Below are 17283 nucleotides of genomic sequence, written 5' to 3'. Positions count from 1 at the left end.
GTTCAACCATTTCTCCTCCGGCCACGTCATTATCGCGTAAAACAAATCCGTATTCAATCTTGAAATCCTGACAAAAACCCGAATTCCCCTGCAGGCCCTTTAGGTAAGGGACCCGGGTGGAAAACCTGTTCTGCGGATGTGCCGGAGGTTACAGATCGGTGCGGGCGTACAGGGCCCGGCCGATGATCTGGACCGGCAGCTCCCCGATTTCCTTTTCCGTGAAGACCATGGGCTCCACATCGGGATTAGCCGCCTGCAGGATCCAGTAGCCCTTTTTCTTGATCAGTTTTTTCACCGTGGCTTCCTCGCCGCCGATCAGGATGATGGCAATGGCACCGGAGGGCACGTCATTGCAGGATTTCACATACAGAAGGTCGCCGTCCAGGATATGGGCCCCGTTCATGGAGTCTCCGGTCACCCGCAGGAAGTAGTCGCCCCGGTCGAAGTCTTCCTGGGACACCGACATGTAGCCGTCCAGGTTTTCCTCTGCCAGAAGGCCGTACCCGGCCTTCACGGTGCCCAGGACAGGTTTTTCCAGCTGGAAGTCAATGGCCTGTGTCAGGGCGCGCACATCCGTGCCCAGCAGGTCGGAGAGCCGCTCCATGGTGGCCGGTGCAATGTGCTTGATCTGCCCCCGGCACCAGCGGGAAACGGTGGAAGGCGTCACGCCGATCTTCTCGGCAATGTACAGATTCGTTGCATTGTTCTGCCGCTTGAACTCGGACAGTATCTCTTGTATCTTCATACGAAAAGTATACCACAGAACGGGCGGACAAAAACTTGTTGCGCTATTATTGCGCATGGTCAACGAATGGTTTATGATGGGGCCATGAATCGCGTTATTGTTCACAGTGACATCAACCACTGCTATGCACAGCTGGAAGAAATGCGGAATCCTGCCCTGCGCCATGTCCCCATGGCCGTGGGCGGCAGTGCCGAAAAGCGGCATGGGATCATCCTGGCCAAGAACGACCTGGCCAAAGCCGCGGGTGTCTTGACGGCTGAATCCCTCCATGAAGCCAGGCGCAAGTGCCCCGATCTTGTGATCCTGCACCCGGACTACGAGGCCTACATGTACTGCACGGAACAGATCAAGGACATTTACCGGCAGTACACGGACCGGGTGGAGTCCTTCGGGCTGGATGAAGCCTGGTTCGATCTCACCGGGACAAAACGGCTGTACGGCGATCCCCTGGAACTGGCCAGGCGCATCCAGCAGGAAGTCTATCAGTGTTTCGGCATCCGGGTTTCCATGGGGGTGTCCTGGAACCGGGTGTTTGCCAAGCTCGGCTCGGACCTGGACAAGCAAATGGGGTTTACGGTGATCACCCCGGAAAACTATCGGGAGCTGGTATGGCCGTTGCCGGTGGAGGAGCTGATCATGATCGGCCGCCGCACCCAGCTCAAGCTCAATGCCATGGGACTGTTCACCATTGGCGATCTGGCGCAGACCGACGGCATGGCCGTCACCAGGCGCCTGGGAAAAATCGGCGGCCTGCTCTGGCGCTGTGCCCGGGGATTCGACATGTCCCCCGTGCTTTGCAGCGGTCATCAGGAACAGGCGAAATCCGTGGGAAGCTCCAAGACCCTGGTCCATGACGTGACCACGCTCCGGCAGCTGCGGCAGGTGTGCCGCGTGCTGTGCGAATCGGCCGCCGCCCGGCTGCGGGCCGCAGGCCTGCGGGGGTGGGTCGTCTCCCTGGCCCTGCGGGGCACGGACCTGCGCTGGAAAGGGTCGCATCAGGTCCGGCTGCTGCAGCCCACGGATCTGGCCAGTGACCTGACAGCCGCGGTGTACGGCCTGATCGACCGGCAGCATCTTTCGTCTCTTTCCCTGCGGAGTGTGGGGATCCAGGTCTCGGACCTGGTCTGCGGACCGGGGTTTGACCAGCCGGATCTGTTTTCCCGCCCCGACAGCCGCAGCCGGCAGCGAAGCCTGGAGGATGCCGTCAACGAGATCCGGGTCCGCTACGGCTATGACAAGTGCCGCATGGCCTCCATGCGGGTGGATGTGGACCTCACGGACTTCGATCCCCTGGGGCACCTGCACCAGGTGCATCCGGTGGGGTTTCTTCGCGGTCCTGTGAACTGAGAGCCGGATGGGAGAAAAGGGTGAGGAAATGTGAAGACCTATGTGGACGTGGTGACCTACATCAGCGCGGATGGCCGGCTCCGTCCCCTGGAAATCTGCCTGGAGCAGGGAAAGTACCCGATCGAACAGGTGCTGTCCGTCCATCGGCGGTTCAGCCCCGATGGCGGGTGCGGGATCTGCTACACCTGCCGGATCCGGGGACAGCTGCGTCTTTTGTACTGGGAAAGGGACCGGTGGTTTGTCGAGAGTCAGCGGCCTGTTTGCGGCTGAGAGACACTTCCTTTATAATCTGTGGGATGAAAGAAAGGAGGAACGGAAATGCTGGTAATCAGAAAACCGAGGGACTCGGAAGTCAAGACCCTGGCGGCTCTGGAACATGTATGCTTTCCGAAAGCGGAAGCCGCTCCTTCAGATGTGATGCGGGCACGGTATGAAACATTCCCGGATAATTTCCTGGTGGCGGAAAGCGACGGCGTCATCCGCGGCTATATCAACGGATGCAGCGCGGCCACGCCGAAGATCGAAGACCGGATGTATCACGATGCCTCCCTGCATGATTCGGCAGGAGACTATCTGCTGGTGTTCGGTCTGGGGGTGCACCCGAATGCAAGGGAGCACGGACTTGCAGGCACGCTGCTGCGCAGCTACATTTCCCTGGCGCGGAAGCGTGGACAGAAGGGGGTGGGCCTCACGTGCAAGGATCACCTGGTTCATTATTATTCCCGGTTCGGGTTCCAGGACATGGGACAGTCAGACTCGCAGCATGGAGGCACGACCTGGCATGACATGCAGCTGATCTTTGACCGGGACGGCCAGCCGGCAGGTCTGGTGCAGGCAGCGGGAGCGGGGCAAACCGAAGGTTCCGATGCCTGAAGGATGCTATTCTCCTTGTAGGAGGTGCATCCGTCATGAAAACAGAAGAACAGTTTCACATTGAGTTCCTGCAGCAGAAGGCGCAGAGTCTGGGCCTTTCCTTTGCGGACTATATGCTTTTCCTGATTTTTGAAAACCTTGAGCATGCACAGGTCCTGAATCCGGAAACCACGACAGCCGGTTTTGAGCCGGAATGGGCACAGGCCTTCCGGGAACAGAACCAGTCCGGTCAGGGAATGTAAGAGGTCGCAGGGCCTTTTTCTGTATGTTCAGAATCAGCGAGGAAGACCAGAAGCATATTGTGGATGTCTCCCGTCACCTGTGCCGGACCGGAGAGCTGGCCCGGACCCGGGACTTCATCCAGCATGGTCACACCACGGTGTACACCCATGTCCATCACGTCGCCCGGATCGCCCTGTGGCTCAACCGGAAGCTGAACCTGAAGGCCGACCGGGACCGGGTGATCCGCAGCGCCCTGCTGCATGATTACTTTCTGTATGACTGGCATGACAAGAGCCATGACCATCCACGCCCGCATGGATTCCACCATCCGAAAGTGGCCATGGAGGCGGCGCACCGTCACTATGAACTCCATCCGCGGGAACAGGATGCGATTGTCAGCCACATGTTTCCCCTGACAAAACCGCCGCGGCACCGCGAGGGATGGCTGGTCACCGCCGCCGACAAACTGAGCACCTTCCAGGAACTCAGTGCCTGGTGGAGACGGAAGCTGCGGCCGGGAAAACTCGGGCAGCTGGACAGTCGGGTCAGGAAAAAAGGGAACAGCCGATAACACCGGCCGGTATCCGGATTCTGCCAGGCGGAAGGGATGACCGGCCGGTTCTTTTCTGTTTCGGCTTGGCAGGCGGCCGCAAAATGCTACACTGAACCATACAGACGCCGCCTGGCGGCCCTGGAAGGAAAGGAAGGATCTTCCATGTACAAAATCACCAACTTCACGACCAACGACGACATCCGCACCCTGAGTGCCATCGGCCCCTTCACCATTGTCCAGTATGAGCGGGAATTCTCCGTTGCGCCGCAGCAGGCACAGTTTGCCTGGTACTGCAATGCCATGAACATCCGCCGGCGGCAGGTGGTCTGCGATCTCTCCAAAGGAGCGGTCGTGGTGCAGCCAGGTGCCATGCAGTGGATGGCAGGGGATGTGCACGGCACGTCGGGCCTCAAAGGCGTCGGGGATTTCATCGGCAAGACGATCCGGTCGAAAATGACCGGGGACCCGGCGGTGAAACCCGAATACCAGGGAACCGGGACGCTGGTGCTGGAACCCACCTATTCCTATCTGGCAGCCATCGATGTATCCCAATGGGGAGCCGGGATCGTGCTGGATGACGGCATGTTTGTGGCGGCCGAAGCCAGCCTCCGGCAGGAAGTGAGCATGCGGCGTTCTCTGTCTGCCGCCACTCTGGGCAACGAGGGGCTCTTCAGCCTGTGCCTGCGGGGAAACGGCGCGGCGGTCGTCAAGGTTCCCTGTCCCCAGGAGGAGCTGGTGGAAGTGGAGCTGGACAACGATGTCCTGCGCATTGACGGGAACATGGCCGTGGCATGGAGTGCCGGGCTGCAGTTCACAGTGGAAAAAGCCACGAGTTCACTGATGGGATCGGCCCTCTCGGGAGAAGGACTGGTCAATGTTTACCGTGGCACAGGCAAAGTGCTGCTGTGTCCCTTCCAGCAGGAAGCCGGGGCCATGCCTGTACAGCCGGCTGCCGGACAGTGAGAGCTGTTGACAGGGCAGGGAACAGCCAAAGCTATGCAGCGGGACTGAGACTGGGGATTCCGATTGCCCTGGGCTACTTTTCCGTGTCCATGGCCTATGGTCTCTCTGCCGTGGTGCTGGGATTCCGCCCGCTGCAGGCAGCGCTGATTTCCATCAGCAATCTCACCAGTGCCGGTCAGTTTGCCGGAACGCAGATCATTGCGCAGCATGGCCAGCTGGCGGAACTGGTGCTGACCACGCTGGTGATCAACGCGCGGTATTTTCTCATGGCACTGTCCCTGTCCCAGAAACTGGAAAAGACCAGTCTGCTGCAGAGACTGGTCATGGCCTACGGCATCACCGACGAGATTTTCGCGGCAGCCATTGGCGAATCGGGAAAGCTCTCCTTTTCCTTTATGATGGGTCTCATTACACTGCCGGTCATCGGATGGACAGCCGGAACCTGGACAGGGGCTGCTGCCAGCAGCCTGCTGTCTCCGGATGTGGCCGGAGCCTGCGGCGTGGCCATGTACGGGATGTTCATTGCGATCCTCATCCCCAAAGCCCGGCAGGACCACTCAGTGGCTGTCTGCGTTGCCCTGGCTGCCACCCTCAGCCTGGCCTGCAGCCTGCTGCAGCTGTCCTCGGGATGGGCGGTGATTCTCGTCACGGTGATCACCGCCGGGATCATGGCGTGGCTGCACCCGGGGGCCGGGATGGAGGCGGAAGACGCTGCATCCCGGACCACAGGACAGGAGGAAAACGCATGACCTGGACAGAGGTGCTGCCCGGGATCCTGACCATGGCACTGGTCACGTACCTGATCCGGGCCCTGCCGCTGGCACTCTTTACCCGCACCATCACCAGTCCCAGGATCCGCTCGTTTCTGTATTATGTACCCTATGCCGTCCTGGCTGCGATGACGGTTCCCGGGGTGTTCACAGCCACTCCGCATCTGGCCAGCGCCATTACCGGGTGCGCTGCCGCTGTTCTTTTGGCCTGGCATGGAAAGGGACTGCTGGCCGTTTCTCTGGCGGCTGCCGCTGCCGGCCTGCTCGCCCTGCTCATTCCCTGAACCGGGACATGCCGGAAAGCGGTCTGGAAGTGAACAAACTTCTCGTTCCTGTCACCATGCGTTAAAGATAAATTGCCCCATATTTGACATAACGTTATACTGTCAATGTTGCCGGTCGACACGGGAATTTCCCTGAGAACGGCACGCCAGGAATGAACATCGTTCATAATATACATAAGGAGACAGTCAAGTCCGTACGGGTTACCTGCCATTGCCAGCAAGCGCTGTTCTCCGGCTGCTTCATCCTGGAAAATGTCTGAAGGGAATTGATCAGTGAGCTTATCCTGATTTACAGACAAGGCAAGACAGGCAGGTCGTACACACCAGATGGTTTGGGGAAGCCATCTGGTTTTTTTAGAATATCCAAAGATTTGTGAGGTCGAATCAAGCCTCCAAATTTAATCAGTAAAACTGAAAAGGAGTTGTTCCTGTCCTATCTAGCCTGTGAGGTGGAAGGTCAGAACAACTCCTTTTATCTTGAGGTCTTTTCGGTCACAATACACTGTATAGAAAGAAAAAGAGACAGTGCAATCTAGTTTCGACCCTACTTTGCTCTGTCCCACCGTTAGGCAACCTTTACGTTACAGATAATCACATGGGTTTTCAAGAAGTTTGTGTCCCCGAAAGACAAACGCCTGAATCACATACGATCACTTTCCGATATCTCAAGTCAGGAGATGCTGCAGAGGATCTATGACCTGCTTTTCCAGGCCTTCTGCTCCAGTGAAAAGCTCTTCGTCTGCCCTTTTTGCGGTCATGATCTTCACTGTCACGGTAGTGTCCCCCGCACCATTAAGCTGCCTTGTGGTACTTTCACCATCTCAATAAGACGCGTCCGTTGCCCACACTGCCGCCACGTCCACCGGGTCCTTCCCGACATTTTCATACCCTATTATCTGTTTTCCAGCGAAGATGCCTCCATGGCCCTGAAAAAGTCTGCTGCAGGGGAGCCGCTGCGCCTGGCGGATTTCTCTCCAGATACTGAATCCTCATCCCTGTACCGATTCGTACAGGATTTTCGTCGTCGGTTCCCGGAATTCCCATCGTCCGGTTTCAGGAGCTTCTTTTCTCTTGTTCCAAAGTTCATTCAGCGATTGCAGTACGAAACCAATGGTAGTTCTGATACATCTGTATCCAATGGGGTCCAGTGGGGAAAGACCATGGTCTTTCCAACCTTCCTCTCATCGGAACCTGTTCCGCCTTCCGCCATACTGTCATCGAGGTGATGAATGATGGCTGTAAAAGTCAAAAATTCCCTGGAAAATACAGCTCTTGAACTGTTCGGTCTTGATGCTTCCAGGGTCCAGAACATATCGACCTCCCCTGGCATCGATCAGATGCTTGTGGAGGTCACTTTGGTTCCTGCGTTTCCTGAATGCCCCCGATGCGGTGGTCATAACATCGTCGTTTTCAACTACACTCCCCGTGTGATAAACCATGATGTCCTTACAGACCGCAAATGCACTCTCATCTACAACGCCAGGCGTTACAAATGCAAAGACTGCCACCGCACCTATGGAGAAGACAATCCCTTCGCCATGAAAAGACAGCGGATCTCCATATTGACAGGAAAAGCGATCATCGAAGATCTCAGGTCTCCAAATGAAACTTTTGCTTCTGTAGGAGAGCGTCATCACGTTTCAGCTACGACAGTGATGAAGATATTCGACATGTGTGTAAGTTACCCTGTGCCGGTGAAACTATGCAGGGTGATGCAGATCGACGAAACATATTCCTTCAAATCTGATGATTCAAAATATGTATGCATGCTCCTGGACTACGATGCCCAGTCCCCGGTGGATGTGCTCCCTTCCAGGAAAAAGGAGTATCTGGCAGCTTATTTCCGAAAGTTTCCCAGAAGCGAGAGAGACAGAGTGGAGTACATCTCGTCCGATATGTACAGGCCCTACAGGGAGATAGCTGCGACTTTCTTTCCCAAAGCGATATTCGCCGTGGACAGGTTCCATGTGGTCCAGGAATATACGAAGAGCCTGAACAGAGTGAGGATCCGTGTGATGAAAGGAACTCGAAAAGGGTCTCCGGAATACTATCTGCTCAAGCATCAGAGTGAACTTCTGGGGATCAGGCCTGATGCCTGGTACAGGGACAGGACAGGAAAGAAGATGATGATATTTGATCCGGCAGCACCCAGATCTTATGTCAGCGGACTGAAGAGGCAGATGAACAGATATGAACTGCGTGAGGCACTGCTGGATACGAGCCCGGACCTGAGGAAGGCGTATCACTTCCGGAACCGGCTGTCGGAGTATTACAGAAAAGAAAACCTGAGTACTGCAGAGGAGGAGCTCAGATCTCTGATTAGAGATCTAGACAGTACAGGTGTGGAGGAACTGCAGAGTTTCGCTGACACCCTGCGCAACTGGTTCAGGGAAATCATCAATTCGTTCCATATCGTCAAGCAGGAATATGTGGTCGATCCGAAGACCGGGAATGTAAGGCTGAAAGAACATCGCCTGACCAGCTCGATGATAGAGAACAGAAACAAGATCATCAAGATGATCAAACACAATGCGAATGGATATACGAACTGGGAACGGTTCAGGAACAGAGTCCTGTTTGTGCTTTCCAGGGGTCCTGAAGATGGGCATCCAGACAGACAGGATAAAGCTGTCAACAGTAGAGAGAACAGCAGCAAATAGGCTGTAAATGAAAATGAGGTCCGGACCCCTCATCCAACTGTATTGGATGTGAGAGTCCAAACCTCACAAAACTTTAGAGCGTCTTTTTTTTATACTCGGATGGTTCGGCAACGGCCGATATCCTTCCCTGTGGGTTCCATGCCCCTGCCTCCCGTTTCCTGCATGGCCGCTTTGGCTGTCTGTCATCCCCCCCGCCCGGACTGTCCCGGTTTCCCGAAGACTGCAGGGCTCATCCGGACGGCGTACAATAGAAACAGACGACAAACATGACAGCGCCTGCACGGAGCAGGCAAAGCGGTGCGGAAAGGAGTGTCTTCATGCACAGAAATCCGAAATACATCCTGGCCATTGATCATGGTACCACATCCACCCGGGCGGTTCTCTTCGACCACGACCGGCACATTGTATCCATTGCCCGGAAAGAGGGAAGCGTCTTTTATCCGGAACCCGGCTGGGTGGAACAGGATGCGGAATCCATCTGGCTGGATACCATTGCGGTGATGGCAGAAGTGCTCCACAAGGCACGCCTGCAGCCGGACCAGGTGGCCGCCATCGGCATTTCCAACCAGCGGGAGACCACGGTGCTCTGGGACAGACGGACAGGACTGCCGGTGCACAATGCGATCGTATGGCAGTCCAGGCAGACCAGTGACATCTGCGACCGGTGGAAGGAACAGGGGTATGAGGATGAAGTGCGTGAAAAAACCGGTCTGCGGATCGACCCCTATTTCTCGGCGTCCAAAATCGCCTGGCTTCTGGAAAACGTGCCGGGGGTCCGGGAGCAGGCGGAAAACGGCGACCTGCTGTTCGGGACCATGGACACGTGGCTGGTGTGGAAGCTCACGGGAGGAGACCGCCACATCACGGATGTCTCCAATGCCAGCCGGACGCTTCTTTGCGACATTGGCAAACTGGCATGGGATGAGGACCTGCTGAAGAAATTTGACATTCCCCGCCAGATCCTGCCGGAGATCGTGCCCACGTCCCAGGTCTATGGCAGCACAGCTCCCTATATGTTCTTCGGGTCCCAGGTCCCCATCTGTTCCATGGTGGGGGACCAGCAGGCGGCGCTGTTCGGGCAGCTGTGTCTGGAGAAGGGCATGGCAAAAAACACCTACGGCACGGGCGGGTTCCTGCTGATGAACACAGGGAACGAAATCGTGCGGTCAAAAAACGGCCTGCTGTCCACCGTGGCCTGGAAGATCGGGGATGAGGTCACCTATGCCCTGGAGGGCTCGGTGTTTGTCTCGGGATCCATCATGAAATGGATGCGGGATGAGCTCCAGCTGTTTGAAGACGTGAAGGAAACCGCACAGATGGCCGAGCGGGCAGCAACAACGGCCGGGGTCTATATCCTGCCGGCGTTTGTGGGGCTCGGGGCTCCGTACTGGGATGACAAGGCCAAGGCCGCCATTGTGGGGCTGACCCTGGGCACCGGGCGTGACCAGCTGGTGCGTGCGGCGCTGGAAAGCATGGCGTATCAGGTGCGGGACGTGCTGAATGCCATGGAAGCGGATGCCGGGATCCCGATCCAGGTCCTGAAAGTGGACGGTGGTGCGGCGGCCAATGACTTCCTGCTGCAGTTTCAGTCCGATCTCTGCCAGCTGGAGGTGGACCGGTTCAAGGTCAATGAGCTCACGGCGCTGGGTGCTGCCTTCCTGGCGGGTCTGGCAATCGGGTTCTGGAAGCGGGAGGACCTGGACATCGAAGTCCGGCGGCGGTTCATACCCGGACGGTCGAAGGAGGAAATGGACAGCCGCTATCAGGACTGGCAGCAGGCGGTCAACGCCTGTCAGGCCTTCAAGCCGGCCATGGTCCGGTAAAAGCGGCGGATGCCGGCAGCTTCCGGGATCATCCGGGATGGTCTGCCCGGATCTGTGATATCCCGTCGTGCAACGGAATGCCACTGCTTGTGAGGGCAAGACACATTCAGAAAATCTGTCACTGAATCCGGCGGCAGGGCTTGCCTGTGTCCGGATGAGGCCGGACGATAGAAAAGAAAAAGAACTGATCTGCTTCTGCCGGATGGGGGCCGCGCCCTGCGGTCAGTCCGGATGCAGGCGCCGGTGCAGATCGGAGATGTGGTCCTGGCGGATGCGGCAGAAACCGGGGTGAATGTGATTGCAACCCGCATGGTGGAGACTGTCTGACGGGCAGTCTTCGGACATGACATGTCACATGCCAAATATTCCATCAACCTGGACAAAAAAGGCTGGAAGCGGTGATTTCCAGCCTTTTTTATCCAGTTCAAAGAGAAGTTTTCTCAAAAACGGCCGCATCCGGCGAAGATACAAAGTGGAGGATACAACGCATGAAAGACACAATGAATCCAGCTTTACCCATGGCTGGTGTCAATCGCTTTTGCTTTTATGAAATCAGTCAAGGGACTATAATCTAACAAAGGTGATTGAGATGCTGGTAGATAAACAAATCAAACAACGGGCCCCCGAAATCTTTCCGTCCGGATATGAAGAGGAGAATATTGGGTGTATTTCCTATGATCTGACGATAGGGAAGATTCTGGCGAAACATCATGAAGACAGGCTGGAACTGCAGCCTGGAGATTTTGTCATGATCGAATCCAGAGAAGAATTTACCGTTCCCCGTGATCTGGCGCTCACTGTCGGCGAAAAAAACTCGCTGATGCGCACTGGACTGATTGTGGATGGTCCTGTCTATTTCCCCGGCCATCACTCACGGGCCTATCTGAGGGTATTGAACGCCTCTGGGACCCCCATCGTCCTCGATACCGGAATGAAAATAGCGCAGCTGTTTTTCCATACACTGGATGAACTGCCGGAACAGGATTATCAGTCACGTCCTGTCAGCTCATTTGCGGATGAAACAGCGTATCGGGGGTATGGAAAATATGACAGCGTCTATACGGAAAAAATCGGGAAACTGGAAGAAGCCACAGAAGGACTGAGAAATCAGGAAGGAAAAATTTATGCCAATATTCTGACGCTGATGGGCATTTTCGTTTCGATATTTTCAATCCTGACCATAGATTTTACCGTCATCAGCCAGAACATCAGTATCCGGAACCTGGTCCTGGTCAACTGTAGCCTGGGACTGCTTCTTCTGCTGTTTATGGCCCTGGTCATGCTGGTTGTGGGAAGCGTCGGCAGCCGCAGAGAGCAGTCCAAAAAGTACTGGTGGATTTTTCTGGTGGCTGCAGCTCTTCTGGCTGGAATTCTTCTCATATTTCTCTTCAGATAGACTGCAAAACCGATGTTGTCAATGTGTGATACGAGGCAGTCTTCGGACATGACAAGTCACCTGCAAAGTATTCCATCAACAGTGTACAAAAAAGGCTGGAAGCGGTGATTTCCAGCCTTTTTTGTACAGTGCAGGAACGGATTTCCGCAAAAACAGGGGCATCTGGCGAATATACAAAGTGGAGGATACAAAGTATGAAACACAAAATGAACGATACAAAACCCACCCGCACACAGATCCTGACAACATTCCGGAAACTTCTGTTCTCCGATGACCCCATGGCATTCCGGTCCTTTTTCCAGGATCCGGCCCTCGACGATGCCGACCGGTTTGCCTGCGCGAGCTGGGTGGTGCAGGACCTTCTGCAGAAACCGGAGACAGTCCTGCATGTGTTCCCTGCCGAAGTCCCGGACCTCCGGGAAGAAACCAGGGAAGACATGGATCTTGTGATCCTGACAGACCGTCACAGTCTTTTCGGGATCCGGCTGGATCCGCCTATGCCGCCGGCCCTGGCTACGGTGATGTGCAGCCAGCAGATGCAGTTCAAGGCGAAGGTCCTGAAGGAAGAGGGATACCGGATCGACCGGCTCTATCCCGTCCAGCTGAAGGACCTGGCCACCATTTCGAAAGAAGAGCCGGATCAGCTGGAGCAGACTGCCGCCAGCCGCAGGACAAGAGAGATGCCGTCAGTCGAGCCGGCAGACCCCCAGGAAGCACAGACGGTTGTCCCCGGAGAAAACCGCACCCTGGACCAGGTCCTGGCCATGCTGCGTCAGGGCATCCGCGATCCGGAAACCATTGCGCAGGCCTCAGGCTGCAGCAGGGAACTGGTCGGGAACATCCTGCAGAAAATGGCTGCTGCCTGACACCCGGGACGATCCTATGCGCTCCGGCTTCTGCCTCAGTGCACCGGCATCGGTCTGCGTCTTCGGCAAGCTTCGGAAATCCGGTCCTTGACATTCTGCCCGATCCGCCTGGAATCCCGCACTTTCTGACCGAGGCGCTTTGCTGTTGCCCAGTCCAGCGTATCGATGACATCCAGAACCGCTTCCGGATCGTGGATGGCCAGCTCTGCCAGAAACCAGGCGGTCATCATCGCCAGCGTGTCATGGCTGCGCCTGACGGCCAGGATCTGCGGCAGGTGTGGATCGGTCTTCAGAAACCGCCGCATCAGGATCAGCATGCCCATCCGCACCGCATAGGGATTGTCATCCCTCAGCAGCTCACAGGCCAGGGACTCCGTATCCGGATCGCACCGGAACGCCCGGGGATTGAGGGCATCCGTCACAGCCCAGTTGTCCGCAAAGGGTGCAAATCTTCGCAGGGCATCTGCCGCTGCCCCAAACTCCCGTATCTCGTTGATCATGAGCACATGCGCCTGGTTCTCCTCCACATACCGATGGGGAAGGTGTGTCATAAAAGACTGCCTTTCCTCTTCGGACAGCCCCTTCGCCCAGGTCCGCAGCGCCGGCATCTTCACCCCCAGCACTTCGCCCTCCGGGACCAGACGGGCAAAAAACGCCTGATATACGGGATCCGCCAGATCCTGCAGCCCGGCTGCCACTGAACCCGGCTGTCCGCGACACAGGCTCTCTCTGATTTCTTTCCGTTTCATGGCCCCAGTATATCAGCTCCCTGGACCCCGCTTCTGCTTCCTGTTGCCCGTCGCGGCAGCTGCCGTGCTATCCTTGTAACGAGGTGATCGCATGCGAGTGATTTCAGGAACCGCAAGAGGCCGTGCCATCGAAGCACCCGCCGGGCTGGATACCCGCCCCGTGACGGACAAAATCCGGCAGTCTCTTTTCAATATCTGGCAGTTCGACATTCCGGGCTGCCGCTTTCTCGATCTCTTCTCCGGATCGGGATCCATGGGCATCGAAGCCCTCTCCCGCGGGGCAGAGCGCGCCGTCATGGTGGAAAAACGGAAAGATGCCGCCGATGTCATCCGCCGCAACCTGCAGAATCTGGGACTCATGAAACACGCCGTGGTGCTCCAGGAAGATGTGTTCGACGCCGTCAGCCGTCTCGACAAAAAAGGGGAGACCTTTGACATCATTTATCTCGATCCTCCCTACACCGTGGACGAGATCTTCGAACCTGTTATGCAGCGCATGGGCCAGACCCGTCTGCTGGAGGACGATGGCGTGCTCGTGATCCGCACCCGGAAGGAAAAGGACATGGCTTCGGAGTACGGGAACCTGGAAAAGTTCCGGGAGAAAGTCTATGGCATTTCCCGCGCCCATTTCTACCGCCTGAAGGACAGCGCTTCTGCAGACCCGGAGGCCGATGATGGAAAAACCGAAGGCGGACGGAGCAATCCGGCAGCCAGTCGGGCATCCGCAGCAGAACCGGCATCAGCCGTAACAGGACACCAGGAGGCATGAACATGGAAACCGTGGAAACCGAAAACACGACGGTGCAGTCAGACGCCGACCAGGTGGAGATCCTGGGGCTGGAGGAATTCCGCAAGAAAGAGCCGGGGATCTGCAGCATCAGGCACATTGACAAAGTCATCAGCAAGCCGGAATTCTGCAAGGCCTCGAACTTCCGGGGACTGGTGTACGGGACCTTTGTGATCCCGTCCAAGAAAAACCTCCAGATTTCGCACAACATCTTTGCCTTCTGCCTGACTCCCGACAAGCTGTATTTCATTGACGAAGGCTCCAAGGTGCGCAAGAAAGTCAGGGCCATGGAGGAAGAATACGACGATGAGATCCGGACACCGCTGGTGTTTCTTTTGGACTTCATGGAATACCTGATCCGGGAGGATCTCTACGTCCTGCAGGGATACGAAAAGACGCTCTCCCAGCTCGCCGAGCGCATGAATGCCGGCACAGTTGCGGACACCGGCAAGGATTTCATGTACATGCGCAGTCAGCTCAATGCCCTGTACACCTACTACGAGCAGCTCTCGAACATGGCCCAGACCATGGAACAGGTCGTGGTGCAGTCCGGGGATGAAACCGCCCAGACGCTGCTGTCCCTGTACATCCAGCGTGTGCAGCACCTCGCGCAGATGACACACACGCTGAAGGAATCCCTGACACAGGTGCTGGACATGAAGCAGGCAAAGCTCTCGGAGCGTCAGAATGACCTGGTGAATCTGTTGACGATCGTGACATCGATTTTTACCCCTCTGACGCTGATCACCGGCTGGTTCGGAATGAATTTCGTGAACATGCACCTGCTCAAGGAGCCCTGGGGCTATACGTCGGTGATCGTGTTCTGCGTGATCCTGACACTGGCGGAGATCCTGGTAATCCGCAACTGGAAGATTTTCCGGAAGCAGTAGTCAGCCTGTACGCAGGGACCGCCTGCCAATGCCGGCAGACAGGGACATCGGAAGATGGCTGCCCGGTCCAGAGGCTTGGGGGGATGCTGCCTGACAGCAGAAAACAGAGGATACAAGTAATAGAAAACAGAAGATACAAATAATAAGGTACAGAAGGAACAGAAGGAGACACCATGAAGCTTTCATTTATTGGATTCGGGAACATGGCAGGGGCCATGGCTCAGGGACTGATCGAATTTGACTGCCTGCCGGCGCAGAACATCTACGCCAGTGCAGCGCATTTCGACAAACTGGAGAAAAAAGCCGCCACGCTCGGCATTCATGCCTGTCAGACAAATCTGGAGGCTGCGGCAGCCGGAGATGTGGTGATCCTGGCTGTCAAACCCTATATGATGGAGACCGTGACACAGGAGATCCGCAGTGCACTGGTGAACAAAACCGTCGTCTGCATTGCGGCGGGATTTACCGACAGGAAACTCCGGCCGCTGCTGCCGGATGACTGCGAAAGCCTCTGTGTGATGCCCAATACACCCATCCGCGTGGGGCAGGGGATCCTGGTGTGGGAAACCGGGTCCACTCTCAGTGCAGATATGGAGGCAAAACTGGCGGAGCTGTTCGGGCCCATCGCGCTGATTGCACCGGTGGACAGCGAGCACATGGGCATCGCAGGGACCATAGCCGGATGCTCCCCGGCATTTGCGGCGATGTTCATCGAGGCTCTCTCGGATGCAGGCGTAAAATATGGCCTGCAGCGGGCGCAGGCACTGGAAATGGCGGCCCGGGTCCTGGAAGGCACCGGTGCGCTGTTCATGGCTGACCACAATCACCCCGGAGTGATGAAAGATTCTGTCTGCAGTCCCGGGGGCACCACGATCCGCGGGGTGTCGCAGCTGGAAAAAGACGGATTCCGGGGTGACATCATTGATGCGGTGGATGCGGTGATGAACCGGCAATGACGCAGAACGAACGCCACGAGCAGATCCTGCGGCGGCTGGCCATCACCCGGCAGGTGCTGGTGAAGGACCTGGCACGGGAATTCGAAGTGACAGAAGACTGCATCCGCAAGGACCTGACAGCGCTGGAGAAACAGGGACAGCTCAGGCGCATCCACGGCGGAGCTGTGAGCGTCCGCAGCAATTTCCACATCATGAAGGCCCGGGACCGGGTGATTGAGAACGTGGAGGAAAAAACTGCCATGGCCCGCAAAGCGCTGTCGCTCATGGAGCCGGGATCCCTGGTGTTTCTGGGGATATCGAGCACCACGCTGCAGCTGGCGCGGCTCATGATCCAGGAAAACATCGATGTCACGGTGGTCACGAATATGACACAGATCCTGGATCTTTTCGCCGCAGATGAAAACCGGCAGGTGCTGTTCATTGGCGGCCAGCTGAACAAAGGACGGGACGGATTTGTCGGGGGACTCGCCCAGCGCCAGATCCGGGAATTCAATTTTGCGGTCTCCTTCATGGGGGCCGTGGGGGTGAATCTCGACAAGGATGCGGTCATGACCTACAACGTCGAGGATGGACTCACGAAAAAAGCCGTCATGGAGTCCAGCCGCCGGACGGTGCTGTTTGCGGAAAGCAGCAAGTTCAACCAGGACGGTGCATTCATTTTCGCTCATGTCTCGGACTTCGATGTCCTGATCACCGGCGACAGTTCCACCCAGCGGCAGGCTGCAGCGGAGCTCACCGAGGTATTGTAAGAACCATGATAAAACTGCCGATGAAGGCTGTGGAATACACAGGGCTTCACCGGCAGTTTTTTGGATAGGAGGCTATGGAGAAATCCGGAAATCGTGTGAAATCCTGAGAGTTTCGTGAGATTTCTCACGATAATTCTCACGAAAACGGACATTTTTCTCATGAAAAGGAAAAAATCTCACGCAAATTCACTGCTGGATTACTCATTTTATATTATTCTCTGCTATATCAACTAATGATTACCTTCTGAGCAGAGAATCCTCCTCTTTTTCTTCCCAAAACAGCCGGTTTTCCTGTGAATCCTGAGATTTTCGTGAGATTTCTCACGATAAATCTCACGAAAACACGCAATTTTCTCACGAAAAGCCTGAACTCTCTCCATAACAGACCGTTTCTCACGCAAATCCAGATTATTGGCTGCCTTTTTATTTCAACCGATCTTCAGAGCACCGCTATCCCCAGGATTTTCCAGATTAACAGGAACACACATCCAGGGCGGCGTGCTGAATGCCCGGCTGCAGCCGCGCCTTCAGCTGCCTGTCATCATCGGCAGGAAAGACTGTTCTGTCTCGTTTATTCGCAAAAACAATATAAAACAATTGAAAACAAGAGTTATTTCGGTATACTGGTAAGTGTAAACAAGACAAGGAGC

Annotated in this window: 20 protein-coding genes; 18 read left to right on the top strand and 2 right to left on the bottom strand. The window is 56.1% G+C overall.

From position 1 onward, the window contains the following. Window positions 1-148: 148 nt before the first annotated feature. Entirely contained in the window at window positions 149-745 is a 597-nt protein-coding gene (locus aalo17_RS10375) for a LexA family protein (RefSeq protein WP_067559170.1), read from the bottom strand. Window positions 746-829: 84 nt separating this feature from the next. Here aalo17_RS10375 and aalo17_RS10370 point away from each other — a divergent pair, with 84 nt between their 5' ends. The 14 genes from aalo17_RS10370 (at window position 830) to aalo17_RS10305 (ending at window position 12502) form a co-directional block, all read left to right on the top strand. Next, on the top strand, window positions 830-2092 hold the full coding sequence (locus tag aalo17_RS10370; protein WP_067559167.1) for a Y-family DNA polymerase: 1263 nt from the start codon (window positions 830-832) through the stop codon (window positions 2090-2092). Window positions 2093-2122: 30 nt separating this feature from the next. After that, window positions 2123-2362: a hypothetical protein gene (locus aalo17_RS10365; protein WP_067559165.1), complete on the top strand. Its 240-nt coding sequence runs from the start codon at window positions 2123-2125 to the stop codon at window positions 2360-2362. A 48-nt stretch (window positions 2363-2410) separates the two neighbouring features. After that, window positions 2411-2965, top strand: coding sequence for a GNAT family N-acetyltransferase (locus aalo17_RS10360; RefSeq protein ID WP_145907662.1), 555 nt, complete (start codon window positions 2411-2413; stop codon window positions 2963-2965). A 35-nt stretch (window positions 2966-3000) separates the two neighbouring features. Further along, window positions 3001-3207: a hypothetical protein gene (locus aalo17_RS10355; protein ID WP_067559162.1), complete on the top strand. Its 207-nt coding sequence runs from the start codon at window positions 3001-3003 to the stop codon at window positions 3205-3207. Window positions 3208-3230: 23 nt separating this feature from the next. Continuing rightward, entirely contained in the window at window positions 3231-3758 is a 528-nt protein-coding gene (locus aalo17_RS10350; RefSeq protein ID WP_067559156.1) for an HD domain-containing protein, read from the top strand. 144 nt (window positions 3759-3902) lie between these two features. Beyond that, window positions 3903-4703, top strand: a complete 801-nt coding sequence (locus tag aalo17_RS10345) for an AIM24 family protein (protein ID WP_067560239.1) — start codon at window positions 3903-3905, stop codon at window positions 4701-4703. Then, the gene (locus aalo17_RS10340) at window positions 4700-5452 is read left to right on the top strand and encodes an AzlC family ABC transporter permease (RefSeq protein WP_067559153.1); all 753 of its coding nucleotides are present in this window, start codon (window positions 4700-4702) and stop codon (window positions 5450-5452) included. Before aalo17_RS10345 ends, aalo17_RS10340 begins: the two co-directional genes overlap by 4 nt. Further along, window positions 5449-5757 (top strand): AzlD domain-containing protein, encoded by a 309-nt coding sequence (locus aalo17_RS10335; RefSeq protein WP_067559148.1) that lies wholly within the window; start codon window positions 5449-5451, stop codon window positions 5755-5757. Before aalo17_RS10340 ends, aalo17_RS10335 begins: the two co-directional genes overlap by 4 nt. A 677-nt stretch (window positions 5758-6434) precedes the next feature. Then, a complete protein-coding gene (locus tag aalo17_RS13365) occupies window positions 6435-6983 on the top strand; it encodes a DUF6431 domain-containing protein (RefSeq protein WP_370510362.1) in 549 nt (182 codons plus the stop codon). Window positions 6984-6986: 3 nt separating this feature from the next. Continuing rightward, window positions 6987-8417, top strand: coding sequence for an ISL3 family transposase (locus aalo17_RS10325; RefSeq protein ID WP_082743380.1), 1431 nt, complete (start codon window positions 6987-6989; stop codon window positions 8415-8417). Window positions 8418-8734: 317 nt separating this feature from the next. Continuing rightward, window positions 8735-10240 carry a glycerol kinase GlpK gene (glpK, locus tag aalo17_RS10320; RefSeq protein ID WP_067559139.1) on the top strand — a complete coding sequence of 502 codons (1506 nt, stop codon included), beginning with the start codon at window positions 8735-8737 and terminating at the stop codon, window positions 10238-10240. A 189-nt stretch (window positions 10241-10429) separates the two neighbouring features. Then, complete coding sequence (locus tag aalo17_RS12480) at window positions 10430-10567, top strand: DUF1667 domain-containing protein (protein ID WP_338032551.1); 138 nt, start codon at window positions 10430-10432, stop codon at window positions 10565-10567. Window positions 10568-10829: 262 nt separating this feature from the next. Next, window positions 10830-11636, top strand: a complete 807-nt coding sequence (locus aalo17_RS10310) for a dCTP deaminase (RefSeq protein WP_067559120.1) — start codon at window positions 10830-10832, stop codon at window positions 11634-11636. A gap of 194 nt (window positions 11637-11830) precedes the next feature. After that, complete coding sequence (locus tag aalo17_RS10305) at window positions 11831-12502, top strand: hypothetical protein (RefSeq protein ID WP_067559119.1); 672 nt, start codon at window positions 11831-11833, stop codon at window positions 12500-12502. A gap of 35 nt (window positions 12503-12537) precedes the next feature. Here the strand turns inward: aalo17_RS10305 and aalo17_RS10300 are convergent, their stop codons facing one another. Then, a complete protein-coding gene (locus aalo17_RS10300) occupies window positions 12538-13251 on the bottom strand; it encodes a DNA alkylation repair protein (protein ID WP_067559117.1) in 714 nt (237 codons plus the stop codon). Between the two features lie 91 nt (window positions 13252-13342). On the opposite strand from aalo17_RS10300, the gene rsmD reads away from it, so the two are divergent. From rsmD to aalo17_RS10280, 4 genes are all read left to right on the top strand, one after another. Then, the gene (rsmD, locus tag aalo17_RS10295; RefSeq protein WP_067559109.1) at window positions 13343-14020 is read left to right on the top strand and encodes a 16S rRNA (guanine(966)-N(2))-methyltransferase RsmD; all 678 of its coding nucleotides are present in this window, start codon (window positions 13343-13345) and stop codon (window positions 14018-14020) included. Between the two features lie 2 nt (window positions 14021-14022). Further along, entirely contained in the window at window positions 14023-14928 is a 906-nt protein-coding gene (locus aalo17_RS10290; protein ID WP_067559106.1) for a magnesium transporter CorA family protein, read from the top strand. Window positions 14929-15101: 173 nt separating this feature from the next. After that, window positions 15102-15884, top strand: a complete 783-nt coding sequence (proC, locus tag aalo17_RS10285; protein ID WP_067559101.1) for a pyrroline-5-carboxylate reductase — start codon at window positions 15102-15104, stop codon at window positions 15882-15884. Beyond that, window positions 15881-16633 carry a DeoR/GlpR family DNA-binding transcription regulator gene (locus aalo17_RS10280; RefSeq protein ID WP_067559098.1) on the top strand — a complete coding sequence of 251 codons (753 nt, stop codon included), beginning with the start codon at window positions 15881-15883 and terminating at the stop codon, window positions 16631-16633. Before proC ends, aalo17_RS10280 begins: the two co-directional genes overlap by 4 nt. Window positions 16634-17283 lie beyond the last annotated feature (650 nt).

Origin of the sequence: Faecalibaculum rodentium (assembly GCF_001564455.1) — a bacterium.
Lineage (GTDB): Bacteria > Bacillota_I > Bacilli_A > Erysipelotrichales > Erysipelotrichaceae > Faecalibaculum > Faecalibaculum rodentium.
This window is presented reverse-complemented; position numbering and strand designations above follow the sequence as displayed.

Coding starts and splice junctions, on each gene's coding strand:
- aalo17_RS10375 (WP_067559170.1), bottom strand. CDS start 745: ATGAAGATACAAGAGATACTGTCCGAGTTCAAGCGGCAGAACAATGCA.
- aalo17_RS10370 (WP_067559167.1), top strand. CDS start 830: ATGAATCGCGTTATTGTTCACAGTGACATCAACCACTGCTATGCACAG.
- aalo17_RS10360 (WP_145907662.1), top strand. CDS start 2,411: ATGCTGGTAATCAGAAAACCGAGGGACTCGGAAGTCAAGACCCTGGCG.
- aalo17_RS10355 (WP_067559162.1), top strand. CDS start 3,001: ATGAAAACAGAAGAACAGTTTCACATTGAGTTCCTGCAGCAGAAGGCG.
- aalo17_RS10350 (WP_067559156.1), top strand. CDS start 3,231: ATGTTCAGAATCAGCGAGGAAGACCAGAAGCATATTGTGGATGTCTCC.
- aalo17_RS10345 (WP_067560239.1), top strand. CDS start 3,903: ATGTACAAAATCACCAACTTCACGACCAACGACGACATCCGCACCCTG.
- aalo17_RS10335 (WP_067559148.1), top strand. CDS start 5,449: ATGACCTGGACAGAGGTGCTGCCCGGGATCCTGACCATGGCACTGGTC.
- aalo17_RS13365 (WP_370510362.1), top strand. CDS start 6,435: ATGCTGCAGAGGATCTATGACCTGCTTTTCCAGGCCTTCTGCTCCAGT.
- aalo17_RS10325 (WP_082743380.1), top strand. CDS start 6,987: ATGATGGCTGTAAAAGTCAAAAATTCCCTGGAAAATACAGCTCTTGAA.
- glpK (WP_067559139.1), top strand. CDS start 8,735: ATGCACAGAAATCCGAAATACATCCTGGCCATTGATCATGGTACCACA.
- aalo17_RS10310 (WP_067559120.1), top strand. CDS start 10,830: ATGCTGGTAGATAAACAAATCAAACAACGGGCCCCCGAAATCTTTCCG.
- aalo17_RS10305 (WP_067559119.1), top strand. CDS start 11,831: ATGAAACACAAAATGAACGATACAAAACCCACCCGCACACAGATCCTG.
- aalo17_RS10300 (WP_067559117.1), bottom strand. CDS start 13,251: ATGAAACGGAAAGAAATCAGAGAGAGCCTGTGTCGCGGACAGCCGGGT.
- rsmD (WP_067559109.1), top strand. CDS start 13,343: ATGCGAGTGATTTCAGGAACCGCAAGAGGCCGTGCCATCGAAGCACCC.
- aalo17_RS10290 (WP_067559106.1), top strand. CDS start 14,023: ATGGAAACCGTGGAAACCGAAAACACGACGGTGCAGTCAGACGCCGAC.
- proC (WP_067559101.1), top strand. CDS start 15,102: ATGAAGCTTTCATTTATTGGATTCGGGAACATGGCAGGGGCCATGGCT.
- aalo17_RS10280 (WP_067559098.1), top strand. CDS start 15,881: ATGACGCAGAACGAACGCCACGAGCAGATCCTGCGGCGGCTGGCCATC.